This is a genomic window from Magnetococcales bacterium (assembly GCA_015232395.1).
GTDB lineage: Bacteria > Pseudomonadota > Magnetococcia > Magnetococcales > JADFZT01 > JADFZT01.
Window position 1 is genome coordinate 1 of the sequence record JADFZT010000085.1, and the last position, 16458, is coordinate 16458.

Annotated in this window: 12 protein-coding genes, 1 tRNA gene and 1 pseudogene; 12 read left to right on the forward strand and 2 right to left on the reverse strand. The window is 48.9% G+C overall.

Translation table 11 applies throughout. From position 1 onward, the window contains the following. Nucleotides 1-214: hypothetical protein (locus HQL52_17255; protein ID MBF0371200.1), on the reverse strand; the 214-nt coding region annotated here is incomplete at its 3' end. A gap of 126 nt (nucleotides 215-340) precedes the next feature. Continuing rightward, on the reverse strand, nucleotides 341-3559 hold the full coding sequence (locus HQL52_17260) for a cadherin domain-containing protein (GenBank protein ID MBF0371201.1): 3219 nt from the start codon (nucleotides 3557-3559) through the stop codon (nucleotides 341-343). A 686-nt stretch (nucleotides 3560-4245) separates the two neighbouring features. Here HQL52_17260 and HQL52_17265 point away from each other — a divergent pair. From HQL52_17265 to HQL52_17320, 12 genes and pseudogenes are all read left to right on the forward strand, one after another. After that, complete coding sequence (locus HQL52_17265) at nucleotides 4246-5817, forward strand: transposase (protein MBF0371202.1); 1572 nt, start codon at nucleotides 4246-4248, stop codon at nucleotides 5815-5817. A gap of 588 nt (nucleotides 5818-6405) precedes the next feature. Further along, on the forward strand, nucleotides 6406-7155 hold the full coding sequence (locus HQL52_17270) for a hypothetical protein (GenBank protein ID MBF0371203.1): 750 nt from the start codon (nucleotides 6406-6408) through the stop codon (nucleotides 7153-7155). Further along, a complete protein-coding gene (locus HQL52_17275; GenBank protein ID MBF0371204.1) occupies nucleotides 7152-7988 on the forward strand; it encodes a transporter substrate-binding domain-containing protein in 837 nt (278 codons plus the stop codon). Before HQL52_17270 ends, HQL52_17275 begins: the two co-directional genes overlap by 4 nt. Before the next feature lie 41 nt (nucleotides 7989-8029). Beyond that, nucleotides 8030-8434, forward strand: a complete 405-nt coding sequence (locus HQL52_17280; protein MBF0371205.1) for a hypothetical protein — start codon at nucleotides 8030-8032, stop codon at nucleotides 8432-8434. Between the two features lie 44 nt (nucleotides 8435-8478). Further along, nucleotides 8479-8916, forward strand: coding sequence for a hypothetical protein (locus HQL52_17285; GenBank protein ID MBF0371206.1), 438 nt, complete (start codon nucleotides 8479-8481; stop codon nucleotides 8914-8916). Next, nucleotides 8913-9797 (forward strand): transporter substrate-binding domain-containing protein, encoded by an 885-nt coding sequence (locus HQL52_17290; protein ID MBF0371207.1) that lies wholly within the window; start codon nucleotides 8913-8915, stop codon nucleotides 9795-9797. The genes HQL52_17285 and HQL52_17290 overlap by 4 nt, the downstream gene beginning before the upstream one ends. A gap of 160 nt (nucleotides 9798-9957) precedes the next feature. Next, nucleotides 9958-11445 carry a GHKL domain-containing protein gene (locus HQL52_17295; protein ID MBF0371208.1) on the forward strand — a complete coding sequence of 496 codons (1488 nt, stop codon included), beginning with the start codon at nucleotides 9958-9960 and terminating at the stop codon, nucleotides 11443-11445. After that, nucleotides 11442-12083 carry a response regulator transcription factor gene (locus HQL52_17300; protein MBF0371209.1) on the forward strand — a complete coding sequence of 214 codons (642 nt, stop codon included), beginning with the start codon at nucleotides 11442-11444 and terminating at the stop codon, nucleotides 12081-12083. The genes HQL52_17295 and HQL52_17300 overlap by 4 nt, the downstream gene beginning before the upstream one ends. A gap of 238 nt (nucleotides 12084-12321) precedes the next feature. Continuing rightward, nucleotides 12322-13657, forward strand: a pseudogene (locus tag HQL52_17305) (transposase). A gap of 245 nt (nucleotides 13658-13902) precedes the next feature. After that, on the forward strand, nucleotides 13903-15522 hold the full coding sequence (locus HQL52_17310; GenBank protein ID MBF0371210.1) for an IS5 family transposase: 1620 nt from the start codon (nucleotides 13903-13905) through the stop codon (nucleotides 15520-15522). A 15-nt stretch (nucleotides 15523-15537) separates the two neighbouring features. Continuing rightward, nucleotides 15538-15846 (forward strand): hypothetical protein, encoded by a 309-nt coding sequence (locus HQL52_17315; protein MBF0371211.1) that lies wholly within the window; start codon nucleotides 15538-15540, stop codon nucleotides 15844-15846. Nucleotides 15847-16122: 276 nt separating this feature from the next. Next, nucleotides 16123-16202: transfer RNA gene (locus HQL52_17320), tRNA-Val, on the forward strand. Nucleotides 16203-16458 lie beyond the last annotated feature (256 nt).

Here is a 16458-nt window from a genome sequence, read left to right on the forward strand (position 1 = left end):
TCAACACCGACAGCGATACCAAAATGGCAACCGGCTCGTTGGGCCTACCCATGCTGGCATGGTACAAATCCGCAAACCGACTCTCCGGTATCATCCTCAATACCTGGGTGCGAAAAATGTGCGCCCAACTCCGCTCCAACTCTCCCCGGTGCTTCTCCGGCATCCAAAAGTGCGCCTCATCCATGCTGATCTGCGGGTCCATCGGTCGAAACATGGCATTCTATCCATTTGATATGATTCGAAAATTTCTGAAAAATCATACCATAAATCCAGGATCCAGGCACGGCATCACGTCTCCAAAAGAGCGACTTTTTGCGGGAGACTCATGGTAACATTTGAACTATTCGCCAACATCATCTCCAATGTAAAGCTCTTGAATCTCATCCTCGGAAAGAGCCCGCCCATAAATACGAATGTCGTCTATTTTACCGTTGAAAGGATATTCATAACTACCGCTACCATCGGAGTTGGTGAAATGCCTCCCGATCACCAGTGGATAGCTGTTGGTCGTTTCAAAATCGGAAATTTCCTTATTTCCGACCACTTCACCATTGGAATAGAGTGTCAGAGTGTTACCGACACCATCCACAACTGCCGTGAGAAAAACCCACTGGTCCATTTCCAGATCAGTTGAAATTCCTTCATTATCACACCAGCTATTTCCATGCGTCACGCTGAACTGTTCCCCTCCCAGCCGGTACCAGTAGCTGTTTAGACAATCCCGGCCTTTGGTTAAAACATTGGCGTATAGTGATTCGTCCGAGCGGTACACCCAGAGGGAAATCGAAAAGCTGCCGGACAGGTTCAGCAAGTCATCATGTTCAACGAGAATATAGTCATCCTCCCCATCAAAACTGTATGCTGAATCCGTATTTTCAAACCTGTCCGTGGTCAGGGTGGCGCCGTTGGCTTCCCCATGAAGTTCATTGCCGCTTTCGTCATTTGCATTCCCATTGAATGGATAGAATGCAATAAGCTCATCATCAACTTCTTCTTCCACAGCATTGATGGTCACGGTCATGGTGGCCGCTTCAGAATCCAAAGCACCATCGTTGACTTTGAAGGTAAAGGTATCGCTGCCATCGGCATTTGAATTGGGTGTGTAGCTGAAAGCACCCGTCGCAGTATCGGTAACCTCAGCAGAACCGAGGGAACCATTGGATACAATGCTGAAGGTAAGGCTGTCTCCATCCGGGTCACTACCTGCCAGGGTACCATCCCCAACCGTATTGGCGTCGGTAGTCAGAGATCCACCGCTCGCTGTTGGGGCAGTGTTGGTGTTACCGATTTCTTCAGGCATCTCTTCGTTTTCTTCTCCCCCAGTCTCCCTGTCGAGAATGGTTCCGGTTCCACTATCATCGGTGATGGTCGCATTGATCGGATTGGTGAGGGACACCAGGAAAGTTTCGTCCATTTCGTCAACGCCATCATCTACAGCCGGAACGGTGATGGTTTGCGTCGTTTCACCAACAGTGAAAGTCACCGTTCCAGAGGATGCGCCATAATCATCGGGAGAGGAGGCTGTATCGTCCTGGGTGGCAAATGCCACGGAAATTTCCTGGGATCCAGCCTGAGACAGCGTAACCGTAAATTGGGCTGAATTCCCCTCGGTGACCTGAGTGTCACCCACAGAGAGGCTTACTGTTATGTTGCCATTCTGACCATCCTCATCCGTACTATCGGTACAGGAACCCAGAGTATCCCCATGGCCAAGATGTCCATCTACAGCAGATTCAGGGAGGGTCATCTCTTTTTCCGATGGATCACCTGGTTTATGGCAAAGAATGACATCACTTTCGGTATCCAGTTTGTTCGAGACATCCACTGAGTAAAACACCGTCTGGGACACATTTAGTCCATCAGTGCCCTGAACGCCAAGACTGAAAGAATCCTTGTTCTTGAGTTTGCCATCACCAGAAACTGAGATTGAAATCAGACCAGAGCTGGAATCGATCTGAAAGTAACCGTCAGAATTCCCATCAACAATGCCAAAAGTGGTGGTTTCCCCTGTGGTGTCCTGGTCGGTGGCGCTGACTGTCCCTACTACAGTTCCGGTGATCGATTTTTGGAGAATTTGGTAAGGGCCTCCAGAGCTCAGAACCGGTGGGTTATCGTTCAGATCTGTAAGATTGACGACGACGGGTTGAATCTCAGATGCATTTATCCCGTCTGTGGCCTGTATGCCCAGCGAGTATGAGCTGCTCTGTTCATAATCCAAGCCCTGTTTGGCAACACTGACAGCTCCTGTAGCGGGATCAATTTGAAAATAGCCATCGGTATTTCCTGATTGGATGCTGAACGACAAGAGTTCACCAGTGGTATCTGCATCCGAGGCGGAAACCGCCCCCACCTGAACACCTGCCTCGCTATTTTCAGCCACACCAAACGGCCCTGCAGAAGCCACCGTAGGGGAGATGTCATTGATATCTGTCAGTTGAATGGTGAAGGATTGGGGCGTGGAGAGGTTTATGCCATCAGAGGCCTGAATTTCCAAAAAATATTGAGTGACTGTCTCAAAGTCCAAACCGCCCTCACCTTGACTGGAAACAGTAAGCTCTCCAGTGGCTGAATCGATTGTAAAAAATGCGTCTGCATTACCAGAGACGATGCTATAGGAAGGGCTTTCACCGGTACTGTCGGCATCACTGGAGGAAATGACGCCTACGCTAACGCCAACTCCAGAATCTTCGGTAACTGTGAATGGCCCCCCCTCGACCATGACGGGTGGAGAGTCGTTTACATCTGTCAGGTTGATGGTGTAATTTTCAGTATTCGATATATTCACCCCATCTGAGGCTTGAATGCCGAGAACATATTGAACTGTTTCTTCAAAATCCAGATTATCATCTCCTACAGAAGAGATTTTGATCTCACCGGTTGCAGGATCGATTTCGAAAAACCCATCTGAATTTCCAGAAACAATGTTATATATGGGGGACTCACCTGACGTATCGGAATCAGTGGAGGAGACTATACCAACCACTGTTGTGCTCGGCGACCCTTCTTGGATGGTGAAAGGCCCGGTTTGATCCAGGATAGGGGCTGAAACATTGTTTTCCAGAACAGCCTCTCCAATCCTGATGACATTAGCTACCCTGCCTGAAGCATTGCCATCATCGACATAGGTCATCCTTATTACACACCCCAAAATTTTATTAGGATCATTGCCGTTATTTTCAAAATACTCTCGGGTAAAATCAAGTGTAGCCGTGGTGTTTCTCACTTCATTTGGCTTTAGCGTGAAGGCAACGGTTTTAACGCCCCCTTCAAAACTGGCAATGGCTCCAAACACGTTGCTTTTAGTGTCACACATCGCAAACTGAGGATGATCCGGATTGACGAATCCATCTACAAAATAGATTTCAACGTCAAGGTCAGAGCTTTCACGGTTTTTAGTATAAATACATATTTCTTTTGTTTCTGGAGGCGTGACATTATTGATCGTTAAGGAGTTGGAGGAATGTCCCCCGTTTTCATTACAAAATCCGGTAATCATTTTGGCTGATCTTGCGTGAGCGTCTCCAAAAACAGCAAAAACAGAAATAAGATATCCGACCATAAACAGGTTCCGTATCACTGGCTCTCTCCGTCAATATTAGCTTGTTGGACATACGCCCCCCCCGGGGGGCAATTGGTGAAGGTCTCCAGCTCATGGTGCAAATTTCAGCCACCATAGAGATCATCAGCCAAAACAGCTCCACACTCAAAAGTTTTCCTGGATAACTGGAACCCCTTCCTCTCTGCACACAGAAGTCCTATCACCGTCCACAATGGCCTACAACGTTTGGAAATACAAGACTACCAATTGATAACATCGTTATGATATTACAGGACTAAGATTAATTATGAAACTGTAATTAACCCTGTTTTTGATAGGTGAAAATCCAGGATAATTCAGGCATTCAATCAGAACGATAGGGGAAAGTATGGATTGTACAGACTATGCGTCAGGGTTTTCCCTGATTCATCTCTTGCCAGCATCTCCCAAATGGCCATACTCATGAGTCCCCTGCAAAAAGTCTGGAAATCGGCCAAATTCGAGGCCTTGGCGTGATTTTTGGGCTACAGGGAGGTGTTGAGGTATACTGAAGCCCTCGTTTCCTCAATCCCAGGCAGGTTTCTCCCATGTTTCGTGAGCGGAATACGCAGATTTCGATGCTTGAGTCCCACTTCTGGATGCCCGAAGCCTCCCAGCAGAGGTTGAGAGATGGCTGGCCACACATTTTTCGGACCCAGGTTTTGCGGATGATTCCGGAAACCGAATTCGCCAGCCTGTACCACCAGGACCTTGGGCGGCCAAATTTCCCAGTCGCGATATTGGTCGGCCTGTCCATTATGAAGGAGATGTTGGATCTGAGCGATGATGAGCTCATGGACGCCTTCTACTTCGACCTGCGGTTCCACTACGCCTTCGGGCTTTGCCTTGAGGAGACCGGGCTTGTGATACGAACCGTGCGCTATTTTCGTTCCCGTGTTTTCGAAAGCCATTCGATTGGCCGAACCTTTGATCATGTGGCCTCTACGATCATCGAGACCCTGGATCTAAAGACCGATGACCAGCGGATGGATTCCAGCCATATCCGGTCCAACATGGCTACCTTGACCCGGCTTGGTTTGTTCACGAAGACCATTGAGAAATTCGTGGCTCGGCTGAAGAAGGCTCACCCTGATCGATTCGAGGCGTTACCCAAGGTGATCAAGGAGCGGTATGGCGAACGGCCAGGCCACTTTGCCAACACCAAGTCCAGTAAGGGCAGGCGCCGTCTTGAAACCGCGGTCAAAGATCTTTGGTCGCTGGTTGAGCGTTTTCGTCAGGACGCCGATGTCAACCGGATGCACGGATACAAGCTGCTGCTGAGACTCTTAGAGGAGCAGTGCATCGTGACGCCAGAAAGCGGAGGGGATCCCCTGACCCTGAAGTCGGATGAAGAGGTTGCATCCCAAACCGCCAGTGAAGCCGCCGATCCGAAGCCTACCGTACCTGCAACGGATCCGGGGGTGGAACCGGTGGCTCTGAAAGAGGGCAAGGATGTCGCTTCGGACACCCTTCAAAATCCATCAGATCCGGATGCCACTTATGATGGGCACAAAGGGCAGGGCTATCAGGTCCAATTTGCCGAAACCTGCGCCAAAGAAAACGCGATCCAGGTGATCACCTATGTGGAGGCTGAACCGGCTCATAAGAGTGACCAAGATGCGACGATTCGGGTCATTGATGCCCTGGATGAGAGTGGCCATCTACCTGGCCGACTCTTTGCTGATACAAGTTACAATAGTGGGGAAAATCTTCTCGAAGCGGCGATACGTGGTGTGGAGCTCATGGCCCCAACCCCCGGGCAGTTTGACCCAAATGGGGTTGGTCTAATGGATTTTGGCCTGGACATCAGAGAGCTCAAGGTGCTGTCTTGCCCGTGTGGGCTGAAGCCAATCCAAGACACCATCGGGAAGGATGGAAAAACCCACAATCTTCTTTTCGATCTGGAACAGTGCAGGGCTTGCCAGGATGCTGAAGGGTGCCCGGTTGCCGCGAATGGACGCTATCGGTACAGACCGGCTGACGTTGCCACGGCCTACAGTCGCGCAAGGGAAGAGACCGAAGCCTTTCAGGAGGCCTACAAGATCCGGGCGGGGATCGAATCCACCAATGCTGAAGGAAAAACGGCCCACGGCCTTGGCAAAGTCTGGGGCCGGAGGTTGCCGAAGGTCTCCTTTGCAGCCGTGATGAAGGCCATGGCCATGAACGTCAAACGGTTCATGCGCTACCAGTGCGCCCAGATTTTGGAAAAAAGAAAAAATACGGCAATGGCCGGATGTTAAGAGGGGAAATCCCCTCTTTTCACCCAAAAATTGCCCCGTTCAGATGGGATCAGAGGGAAGCCGCCGCGATACGGTGCGAGGTTTTTGCAGGGGACTCACTCATACGCACCAGGACAGCCGGGAAGCCAGCCATCATCCTTGTCATTACCCGACCACAGTGAGTTATCAACAGTTTTGACGCTGACATCCAACCAAGCGGTGATTTCCTTGTTGGAAAAGCCCTTGGCCCCTCGTTCAGCTCCATGTTTTTTTCACCAGGGCAGCAAACTCAGTGCTGAGAAAAGGGTGTAGAAGTTGACTGAAAAGACTAGCGACTCGTACCATGGAATGCTCTCCTTGCAAACATGAACGGAAATAGGACTTCGACAATTCCATTCTGCCGTGTTCAACAAGAGAGCACACCGTTCAGAAAGCTATTTTGGACAAGTGTGATGTCGGATGGATAATCCAACAGCCTGCGTAGCTGATGACTCCGGCAGGAAAGTGGTAACCGTGGTAGAGCAAAGATGTGATATCCATCAAAAAAACCTACCGCATGGGTCAGCTGGATGCGAACTTGATAATGCCGATTGAGCTTACGAGGTAGTCATGCATTCGAAGGTTGTTTTTGTACTATTTATTCTGATTCTTCCCTCCTCCGTTTTGGCTGATGATCAGACCAGAGGGTTTTCGTTTCCTGCCAGTTTGAAATTGACCACCAACTATTTGGCGCGAGGGGTTTCCCAAACCAAACGGGGGCCAGCGCTTCAGGGACGGGTTGATGCGCGCCATTCCAGTGGTTTTTATGCTGGTTTGTGGGCCTCCAATGTGGATTTTCCAGATAAGAGCGATGCCTGGATGGAGTTGGACTCCTTTATCGGGTTCACCAAGGCACTCGGGCATGGCGTTATCGTAGATATGGCACTGGTTCACTATGAATACCCAGGCGTGGATAATGCGTTGGAATATGATTTTGAAGACGCCATTCTGGGAGTGATCGTGGCCCGGAAGACGTTCACCTTCTCCACCTACTACTATTATGCACCCGATTATGCCGGTTCCAAAACCGATCAGTCCTATCATTATTTTTTAAACAATTTCTTCATACCACTGCCGGAGCAGTTCCAACTCGGGGGAACTTTCGGCCACTCAGAGGGTGAAATTTTTGAAAATCCCTGGGGGCTGCCTGAGAGCTATAGCCATTGGCAGGTCACCCTCTCCCGACCCTGGTTGGGGGTAGATTGGGAGTTGGCGATGAGCAGCGCCAACAGCCAGGGCCAACGCTGGTTTACCAATCGGGCCAAAGAGGGCGTCTCCTTGAGTATCACCAAATCCTTTTCCTTAGGAGAAAATTTATGAATCACCCTCCAGCTCGGTGGAATATTTTTTTGGTCGCTCTGATGTTTTTTGTATCCCCACAGACTCTTCGATCCGAAGAGGCTCCCTCCCACATCAAAATCACCGAAGGCAGTGCCTTTTCACAAGATTTGCATAATCTGGATGACACCCTCAGGATTGTGTATGAGCCGATGGGGGTACGTGTGGAGATTCAAAGCAAGCCGTGGGCTCATATGATTAATGACATGGTATCAGATGAATCGGTGGATGCCATTATGGCTACGTATAAATCCGGAGGACTCGGCCTCATCTTCCCTCGCTGGCCGATCTATTCCGGTGGGGTGGGTGCGCTATTCAGAAAGGATCATCCCAAGCCCTGGCAAGGAATGCCCACCTTGGCACATCAACGTTTGGGATGGGTAAAGGGTTATTTCCTCTATCCTTTTCTGGACCTGAAGCGTAGTGAAATGAATGTTCAAGAGCTTTCCAACCTGGCTCAGTGTATTCGCATGCTTGTGACAAAACGGATCGACTATTGTCTGGATGAATTTTATGTAACCATTCCAAAGACATTGCGCGCCATGGGGCTGGAAAAACGGTTCAAAGTAGAGCTTTTATTCAATGAACCCGTATTTCTGACTTTTAAGGATCGACCTCGGAGTCACCAACTTATCGATATTTTTGACCGTAGAATGACGCAGTTGTACCGATCAGGGCGGCTTAAGGAAATCTATTCAAAGGCTGGACTCATCGATACCATGCCTCGTGATCCCGACCTCTTTCCAGAGTCACTGGACTATCGCATAAAACATTTCATAGATGAAAATCCTGTAAAACAGCCGTTGTTACAATAAGCATTTGCAAGCCTTGTTTTAAGAGGGGTGGTCACAAAGTATTGTTCAGGCCAGACAAACATTGTGAAAATCGTTTTCTGGTCGCGACAATACTAATTGGGAGCCCTGCAATACTCAGATCAGAAGAAACAATCAATCACACAAAAATTACAGAAACAGATAATTTTTCAACAAACTTCAGAGCCTTTCAGAACACCCTCAAGGATGTGCATGAACCGATAGGAATACAAGTTTATATCGAATACAAACCTTGGCTCCATATGCTCAACCTAAAAGTGGATAAATCGGTAGATGCGATTCTGGGCATATATAAATCCGCTGGACTTGGCCCCACCTATCCCCGTTGGCCTATTTATTCCGGCGGTGTGGGGCGGTATTCAGAAAAAATCATCCCAATTTTTGGCAGGGAGCACCTACCTTGGCTCACCAACGTTTTGGCTGGGTAATTTGATGCTTTCTCTATCCTTTTTTGGACTTAAAGCGTAGCGAAATGAATGTTCAGGAGCTTACTGGCCTGGCCCAATGTATCCGCATACTTGAGGCAGAGCGGATAGACTATTGTCTTGATGAATTTTATATGCACATTCCAAAAACATTGCACTCCATGGAGTTGAAAGAAGGGTTTCAGGTGGAGTTGGTATACAATAAACAGATATTTTCGGCTTTTAGCGATCGTCCCAGAAGCCGCCAACTTATCGATATTTTTGACCGCAGAATGACTCTGTTGCGCCAATCTAAACGACTAAATAAAATCTACTTCAATGCAGGACTCGCTGATATCATGCTTCGCAATCCAGATCTCTTTCCAGAACCACTGGATTACAACATAATACGTTTAATAGAGGAAAACCCAAAAACACAGACAGCATTGGAACAGGCGTTTGTTGATTTCCATTCCGACCTCTTCTCTCTGGAGCTATATTCATGAAACTTTTCCATCCATTTTTCAAAACAATTCACTTAATCACCTTCCTGCCCACCTTATTGATTACCAGCCTTCCATCCTTTGGATACCCAGAATCAATAGATCACATAAAAATTGTCACTTATGATGCCACATATAACTATACAGATTTGTCTCTTGGCGTCATTACCAAAAGAATACTTGAACCACTTGGCATTATTGTGGAAGATCATGTCAGACCAATTCTTTCTGCCTACAATATATTTGCAAGTGATGATTCTTATGATGCCTTTGTTGGTGATTACAAAGTGGATTGGCCAGGGATTATTTATCCCAGCTGGCCTATCTATTCCGGCGGAATCAGTGCGGTATTCCGAAAAGATAATAGCTATCCCTGGCAAGCAACTCAAACCCTGGCCCATCAACGTTTGGGCTGGGTAAATGGTTATTTTTTATATCCATGGCTGGGCCTTAAGTTTAGTGAAATAAACGTGCAGAAGGTTAATCATTTTTCGCAATGCATAAACATGCTGGAAGCTAAACGTGTTGATTATTGCTTGGAAGAAAGTGAGTATGTTATTCCAAACAACCTGAAAGATATGGGACTAGTGGGTCGCTACCGAATTGAACCTGTTTTTCAGAAATCAGTCTTTCCTCTTTTTAAAGACAATCCAAGAGGACGAAAGCTTATAAAAAATTATGATAAACGCATGTGGGATATGCATCGTTCTGGTGAACTCTTGGAAATATTCACTGCATGGGGTATACCGGGTGCCGTTCCCAAGAACCCGATACACTTTCCTGAACTTATTGATAAACAGACGAGACGTATTATTGCAGAGTTCGGCGATCAAATTCCCGAATTTACCTGGGGACAATCTGATAAGGATGAAAAGAGTAGGTAGAGATCTTTTAATTATTTTGAGTGTAGCAAACACATCTTAACATAAAAAAACGGTACATTTTATGAACGATTCTCAACCGGTCTTCCTGCCTTGGCGACAGAGTGTCGGCGTTACCCTGTTTCGCGCGGTTTTTTTGGTTTACTGCGGAGTAGCGATTTTGGTGACTGCGGCCAGCCTGCAAGCTGAATATGTCAAAACCTCCAACACCGTCCAAAACCAATTGGCTCAACTGCAATTGGCCTTTGAACAAAGCTTGTCCCAAGCTGTTTGGCGTTTTGACCAAGAACAGATCACCTCTATTCTCTTCGGAATCCAGAAAAATTTGGTTATCTCGGGTGTCACCATCCACGATCCGGATGGTCGCTCTTTGGGACGCATGGGGGTTGGCCCTAGATCGGAGGCAAACTATCCCATAGTGCGCCTCGTCGGTGCTTTGACCACGATGCCGGACCAGGGAGAGTGGGGTGATCGATCGTTTAATCAGTTTCGTTTTCCATTGAGCCACCATGTGGATGGGGTCGATCAGAAATTGGGTGAAGTGTTGTTTTACTGGGATCAAGAGATCATCCTCAAGGAGGTGCGTTATGAGTTTGTAGTGCTCATCTTGGGTGCTCTGGTCAAAACATTGGCCTTATGGATTATCTTTGTTTATTTCGAGCGCAGCATGCTGAAAGCGCCCCTCAGAACCTTAATCGAGGCGACACAACTACTGGAGGTAGAAAAGCTGGATGACGCCAACCTGCATATCCCCACCCGCAACTACAACGAATTCAATATCCTCGCTGAAGTCTTCAACCGTATGGCCCATAAGCTAGGAAGCTCCTACCAGACAATTCGGGAGCGGAATCGAGCTTTGAAAGAGAGTTATACCCTTCTTGAGGCAGAAATGGCCCAACGCAAGGGAGCCGAAGAGGAAGCACGCTGCCGTCGGGAAGAACTGGCTCACGCTCATCGCACCCATACCATGGGGGCGTTTGCTTCTGGCTTGGCTCACGAATTGAGCCAACCTTTGACCTCCATAAGTCTTTATGCTGGAACGGCTATCCTGCGCCTGCAATCCGGCCAATTGCGCGAGTTGGAATTGGTCGAGGCATTAAAAACCATCAAAAGTCAGGCTATCGGAGTGGGTGATCTGATCAAAAATCTCAAACGGTTCCTGCGCAAAGGAGAGATCAATAAAGCTATAACAGATTTGGATCAATTGGGACATGCTGCAATCGATTTTATCTTACCGGAGGCTAAACGCCACGGTATCACTGTAAATTGTCAACTTAGTGGGGAAGAGCCCCTTATTTATGTCGATGCCATTCAAATCCAGCAGGTGATTGTCAACTTGGTTCGCAACAGCATGGAAGCCATGGCACAGATCTCCCAAAAGAGAGGGAAATTGATCCTCACCACCGCCGTTCTGGAAAACAGATCGGTGGAATTGACTGTGCGCGATACAGGCCCGGGGATTTGTGAAGCCGATAGTGAACGTATTTTTGAAAGATTTTATACCACCAAGCCTCAGGGAATGGGGTTGGGTCTTTCCTTAGTCCAGAATATTATCACCGAACACAGCGGTCAGTTTTGGTTGAAAAACCATCCTGAGGGGGGAGCCATCGCCGGTTTTTCCCTACCACGCATCAAGGAAAACACGCAATGAGTGAGCAGAAACCTGTGGTGTTCGTCATTGATGACGAACAGATGATCCGTGATTCACTGACTTGGCTGATGGAATCGGTAGGACTTTCCGTCCAGGCATTTTCCAGTGGCAGTGAATTTCTTGAAGCGTTTGATCCGAAGCTCCATAGCTGTGTGTTGATGGATGTTCGTCTTCCGGGTATGGGCGGTTTGGAATTACAGGAAATGTTGAAGAGCACTGAATGTCATAGCCCCATCATCCTCATGTCCGGCCATGCCGACGTGCCTATGGCTGTGCGTGCTATGAAACAGGGGGCATTTGATTTTTTGGAAAAGCCGTTTAATGAGCAGCAATTGCTTGATCTGGTGCAGCGTGCCCTGTGGGAGGACACCAAGCTGAGACAAGCCATGGCCGATGCCACCCTTTACATGTCACGCTATCAACGCCTTTCAAATCGGGAAAGAGAGGTTATGGAGCAGATTGTGGCGGGGCTTTCCAACAAGGAGATAGCTGTCCAGTTGGATGTCAGCGTCAAAACCGTAGAAACTCACCGTGGTCGGGTAATGACCAAGATGATCGCTGGCTCCCTGGCTGCCCTGGTGCGTATGGGGATGGCTATTCAGGAGACGCTTGCAAGGACGAACCAGGGAAAATCCTGACGCCCCCCCATACAATCCATAATTTCCCACACCGCCCTTCCTAAAAACCAGGACCCTCCTGGTTTATCTCCCCATCAAAATTGGGATTAATTGCAATTACATAGGGTCTCCTCAAAAAGTGTAATGCATTGAAAGTTTTGCAAAATTCGTATTTGTGGTAGTATGGAGCCTGTCGCAAAATGGGGTGTTTGACGGTCAAATCTGTTAAAATGCAGTCATCACAAACAAGGAGAATTTGATGGCGCATTTTTTCAATAAACCGGATCGTCGGCAGTTGCATTTATTGCCTGTTGATATGATGGATTGGGTGCCCGATGACGATATTGTCCATCTGATTTTGGATATCGTTGAAGGGATGGATTTGAGCCGCTTTGAGTCCCGCTACAAAATTCTGGGACGGGCAAACCACCGTATGCGCCAGCGATGATGCTGTTGGTTTTGATTTATGCCTACGCCCATGGTTACCGGTCAAGCCGCAAGATTGAAACCTTATGCACCCGCGATGCTGGCTTCAGAATGATTGTCGGCGAGCACCTTCCTGATCACGCCACCATTGCTCGTTTTCGCCGCCGCCACATGGAAGATATGCAGGGTCTGTTCACCCGAGTTCTGAAGCTGTGCCGGGAGGCTGGGTTGGCCAAGCTGGGGGTGTTGCTTTTGGATAGAACCAAGATAAAAGCCAATGCCTCGCTGGATTCCAACCGAACATTGCCAACCATTGAAGAGGAAGTTTCAGGCATGCTTCAGGCGGCGGAAGAAGCCGATCTGGCAGAGGATGTATTGTATGGATCAGGTCGTGGTGATGAACTGCCTCCAGCACTGCGCAATCGGACCGAGCGTTTGGCCCGTCTTCAGGAGTGCCAGGAACGGTTGGACCGTGAATCTTCTGATGACACTGGAAAAACCCCAAGAAGAAAAAATGTGCGTGTGGCCGCAAAACGGAAAAGGCTGCTGAACCGAAGGCCAACGTAACCGATCCCGAGAGCCGTATCATGAAGGCGCGAGGCGGTTGGGTGCAGGGCTACAACGCCCAGGCGGCGGTAACGTCGGACCAGATCATCGTGGCCGCCGAGGTCTGTAACGAAGCCAACGACATGCGGCAACTGAAACCGATGCTGGCCAGCATGTGGGCCAACTTGTCGTTGATAGAGGATGATGATCCAGAACTGGGAACGGTGGTATTGGATGCTGGATACTGTTCAGATGCCAACATGGGGTTGGAAACTGAGGATTGCCAGTTGCTAATCGCCACCCGCAATGGTCGCCGTCAGCGCCAGATTGAAAAAGAGACACCTCCACCACGAGGTCGAATGCCAGCGAACCTTTCAGCAAAGGAAAAGATGGATCGAAAGCTACTGACCAAAAAAGGCCGGGAACTGATGGCGCTACGCGGTCAAGCTCCAGAGCCGGTATTTGGTCAGATCAAAGATCGCCAAGCTGCCCGACAATTTTCAATGCGCGGCCTGGAATTATGCAATGGGGAGTGGAAACTGGATGCCGCAGTCCACAATTTACGAAAACTGCACTCGAAATCCGTCTTGAAGAGGAAAAAGAAGGAAAAAACCGTCCATTGATGGGGCCTGAGAGGCCTTTTTGAACAGTTTTTGGCAAATCAGGCCGCTCTGATGGCGGTTCCTTTTTCAAAAACGGCGTTCTGAATCAAATCGCGACAGGCTCTATGGAGGTGCATGAAATTTTGCTATTCTCTTTCAAAAAGTGTGCACTGATGATCCGCTACACCTCGCAAAAACAGCTCCGGTTGCCCGGTTTTGAGACCCCATTTGAGCAGGAACTTGACCCGAATAGCCGTTGAGCCAAGTTGGAGAAGGTTATTCCCTGGGACGAGTTGGTGGATGCATATTGTCTCTGGATGAGTATCCGGCATGGCCGCCCGGCCAAGAGTCCCAGACTGGTGATTAGGGCACTAATTTTGAAGCACAAGCAGAAGTGGACGGATGAGGAGACGGTGCTTCAAATCCAGGAAAACCCGTATCTTCAGTATTTTTGTGGGTATTCCAATTTTTCGTTGAGCCAACCGTTTGCCCCTTCGTTGTTTGTTGAAATCCGCAAACGGATGGGTGAAGAAGTCTTTGATCGTTTTGAAGAAGTCATTCAGGCCCGACTGGAATCGATCCAATCTGGCAAGCAGAATCGTGATCGGAATAGTGAAGAGGGAGATGGTTTTGGGGTTACTCCTGAAGCAGTTGCGGAGAGTGCGGAATCGGATGAAGCACCAGAAGCGAAACCCGGATCAGATGATGTTGCGCTGGATGAGCCTGAACTGGAATCCGAATCGGATCCAGAGCCCCAAGGAAAATTGATCATTGATGCCACGGTCGCCGAGCAGGCCATTCGGTATCCGACGGATTTAAGCACTCTCAACGAGGCGCGAGAAATCAGCGAACGGCTCATTGACCGACTCTATCCGGGTTCTGGTCTACCGAAGAAGCCTCGCACCTATCGGCGAAAAACCCGGCAGAATTTTTTGGCGGTGGCGAAGAAATACAAGCCACGCAAGAACAGGCTGCGTTCCGGAATTCGACGGCAGTTGCAGTATCTGCGCCGCAACCTGGGACACATCGACACCCTGTTGGCTCGATATGCACCGCCTGTCGAGGCGGTTTTGGGAGGTCTGATGCCGCCACCTAGCAAGCCATTTCCAACCAGCTTGTCCTACCAACATGTTCGGCAACTGTGGGTCATTCGGACCGTGCACGATCAACAGAAGGAGATGTACGACAAACGGTTGAAGCGTTGCGATGATCGAATCGTGAGCATCAGCCAGCCCCATGTGCGGCCTATTATCCGTGGAAAATCAGCTAAGTCAGTGGAGTTTGGCTCCAAGTTGAGCGTCAGCCTCGGTGCAAACGGTTTGGCTCATGTGGATACCATCCGTTGGGATGCTTTCAATGAAAGTGGAAATTTGGTTGCTCAGGTTGAGGCATTCAAAAAACGGTACGGGCGTTATCCAGCAGTGGTGCTGGCCGATGGCATCTATGGCACACGGGATAACCGACGCTATTGCAAGGATCGCGGTATTCGATTCGGCGGCAAACCTCTGGGCAGGCCAAAAAAGGTGACGGCAGCCAATAAAGAGGAGGTCCGCAAGGAGAAGCGACAGCGCCGCCAGGACCACCTGAAACGGATTCCCATTGAAGGCAAATTCGGCCAAGGCAAAAACGGCTATGGTTTGGGACGGATCCGCGCCAAGCTCATCAATACCTCCGAAGCGTGGATCCAGGCCATTTTCCTGGTGATGAACCTGATGGTGGTCCTCAGGTTCTTTTTTGCCTCAAAAATGGTGTCCATCATACGGGTCATAGCTGTCATTCAGACACACGTCGACGCATCTGTTCAATACGATCGATTACCGGTCACTTCTGGAAGAGTCGCCAGCCCTGCACTGAGATGTCGTCTGGTGGGGGCTGTGACTTTTTGAGGAGACCCTTATTATGTGAAATGGGAGGTGCGGCGCAAACTCGCGCCTCTGCTCTATACCGATGAGGCCAGAATCCAGGAAAAAGACGATCCGGTCTCTCAAGCACACTCCTCTGAAGAGGGGCTCAGAAAAACGGGAACCCGTAAGGCAAAAAAAGGACTTCCGCTGCACAGCTTTCAATCTCTACTCAGAGAACTGGCTACCCTCTGCAAAGCATGGTTTCAAATCCTGCCAGATGCCAAAAAACCGGTTTCCTTTCCCCGCTTGACCACCCCAACCCCTCTCCAACAGGAAACCTTCAAAATCTTGGAAATCACTGCCTAAAATACAATCCTACCCAGTCAGGCAATCGTCTCTTCTCGTTTATCCATTCAAGAACAGTATGTTGCACACTTTCCAGGAAGAAACTTCCGTCGTGATGGAGGATATAGTCACCTTTTTTGGACTCTGCACAAAACGGTGAGACCACTGCATAAGAACACAATTAATGGTGTGTGTTGTTGCCAGATATTGCCAGACCAAACCCCAAGCGAACCCCACACGAGCCACAAACGTAGAATAGTTGGATGATGCGTGAGAGCGTATATAGTTGAATTGCAAGGGTTTACACAGATTTCAAAAAATGGTACTCTGCCTTCACACGGCAGGGGTCACAGGTTCAAATCCTGTACCGCCCACCATTTCAAGACTTTAGTATCAAGCGGTTAGAGCCAACACTCTAGCCGCTTTTTCTTTGTCCGATTCCTCACCGTGACTAAAACGTGACAGACCATCGAGCCGTGCCACTGCCGAGCGAACGTTCTCTGGAGCCAAATGCGCATACCGTTCGGTCATCGTGATGCCAGAGAGGTTGTTTTCAGCAATTCTCGGTCTTCCGGTGCATGGTGAGTATTTCCTGGTGACAGAGAAAAGCTCACTACTGTTCGAGCATCTGCG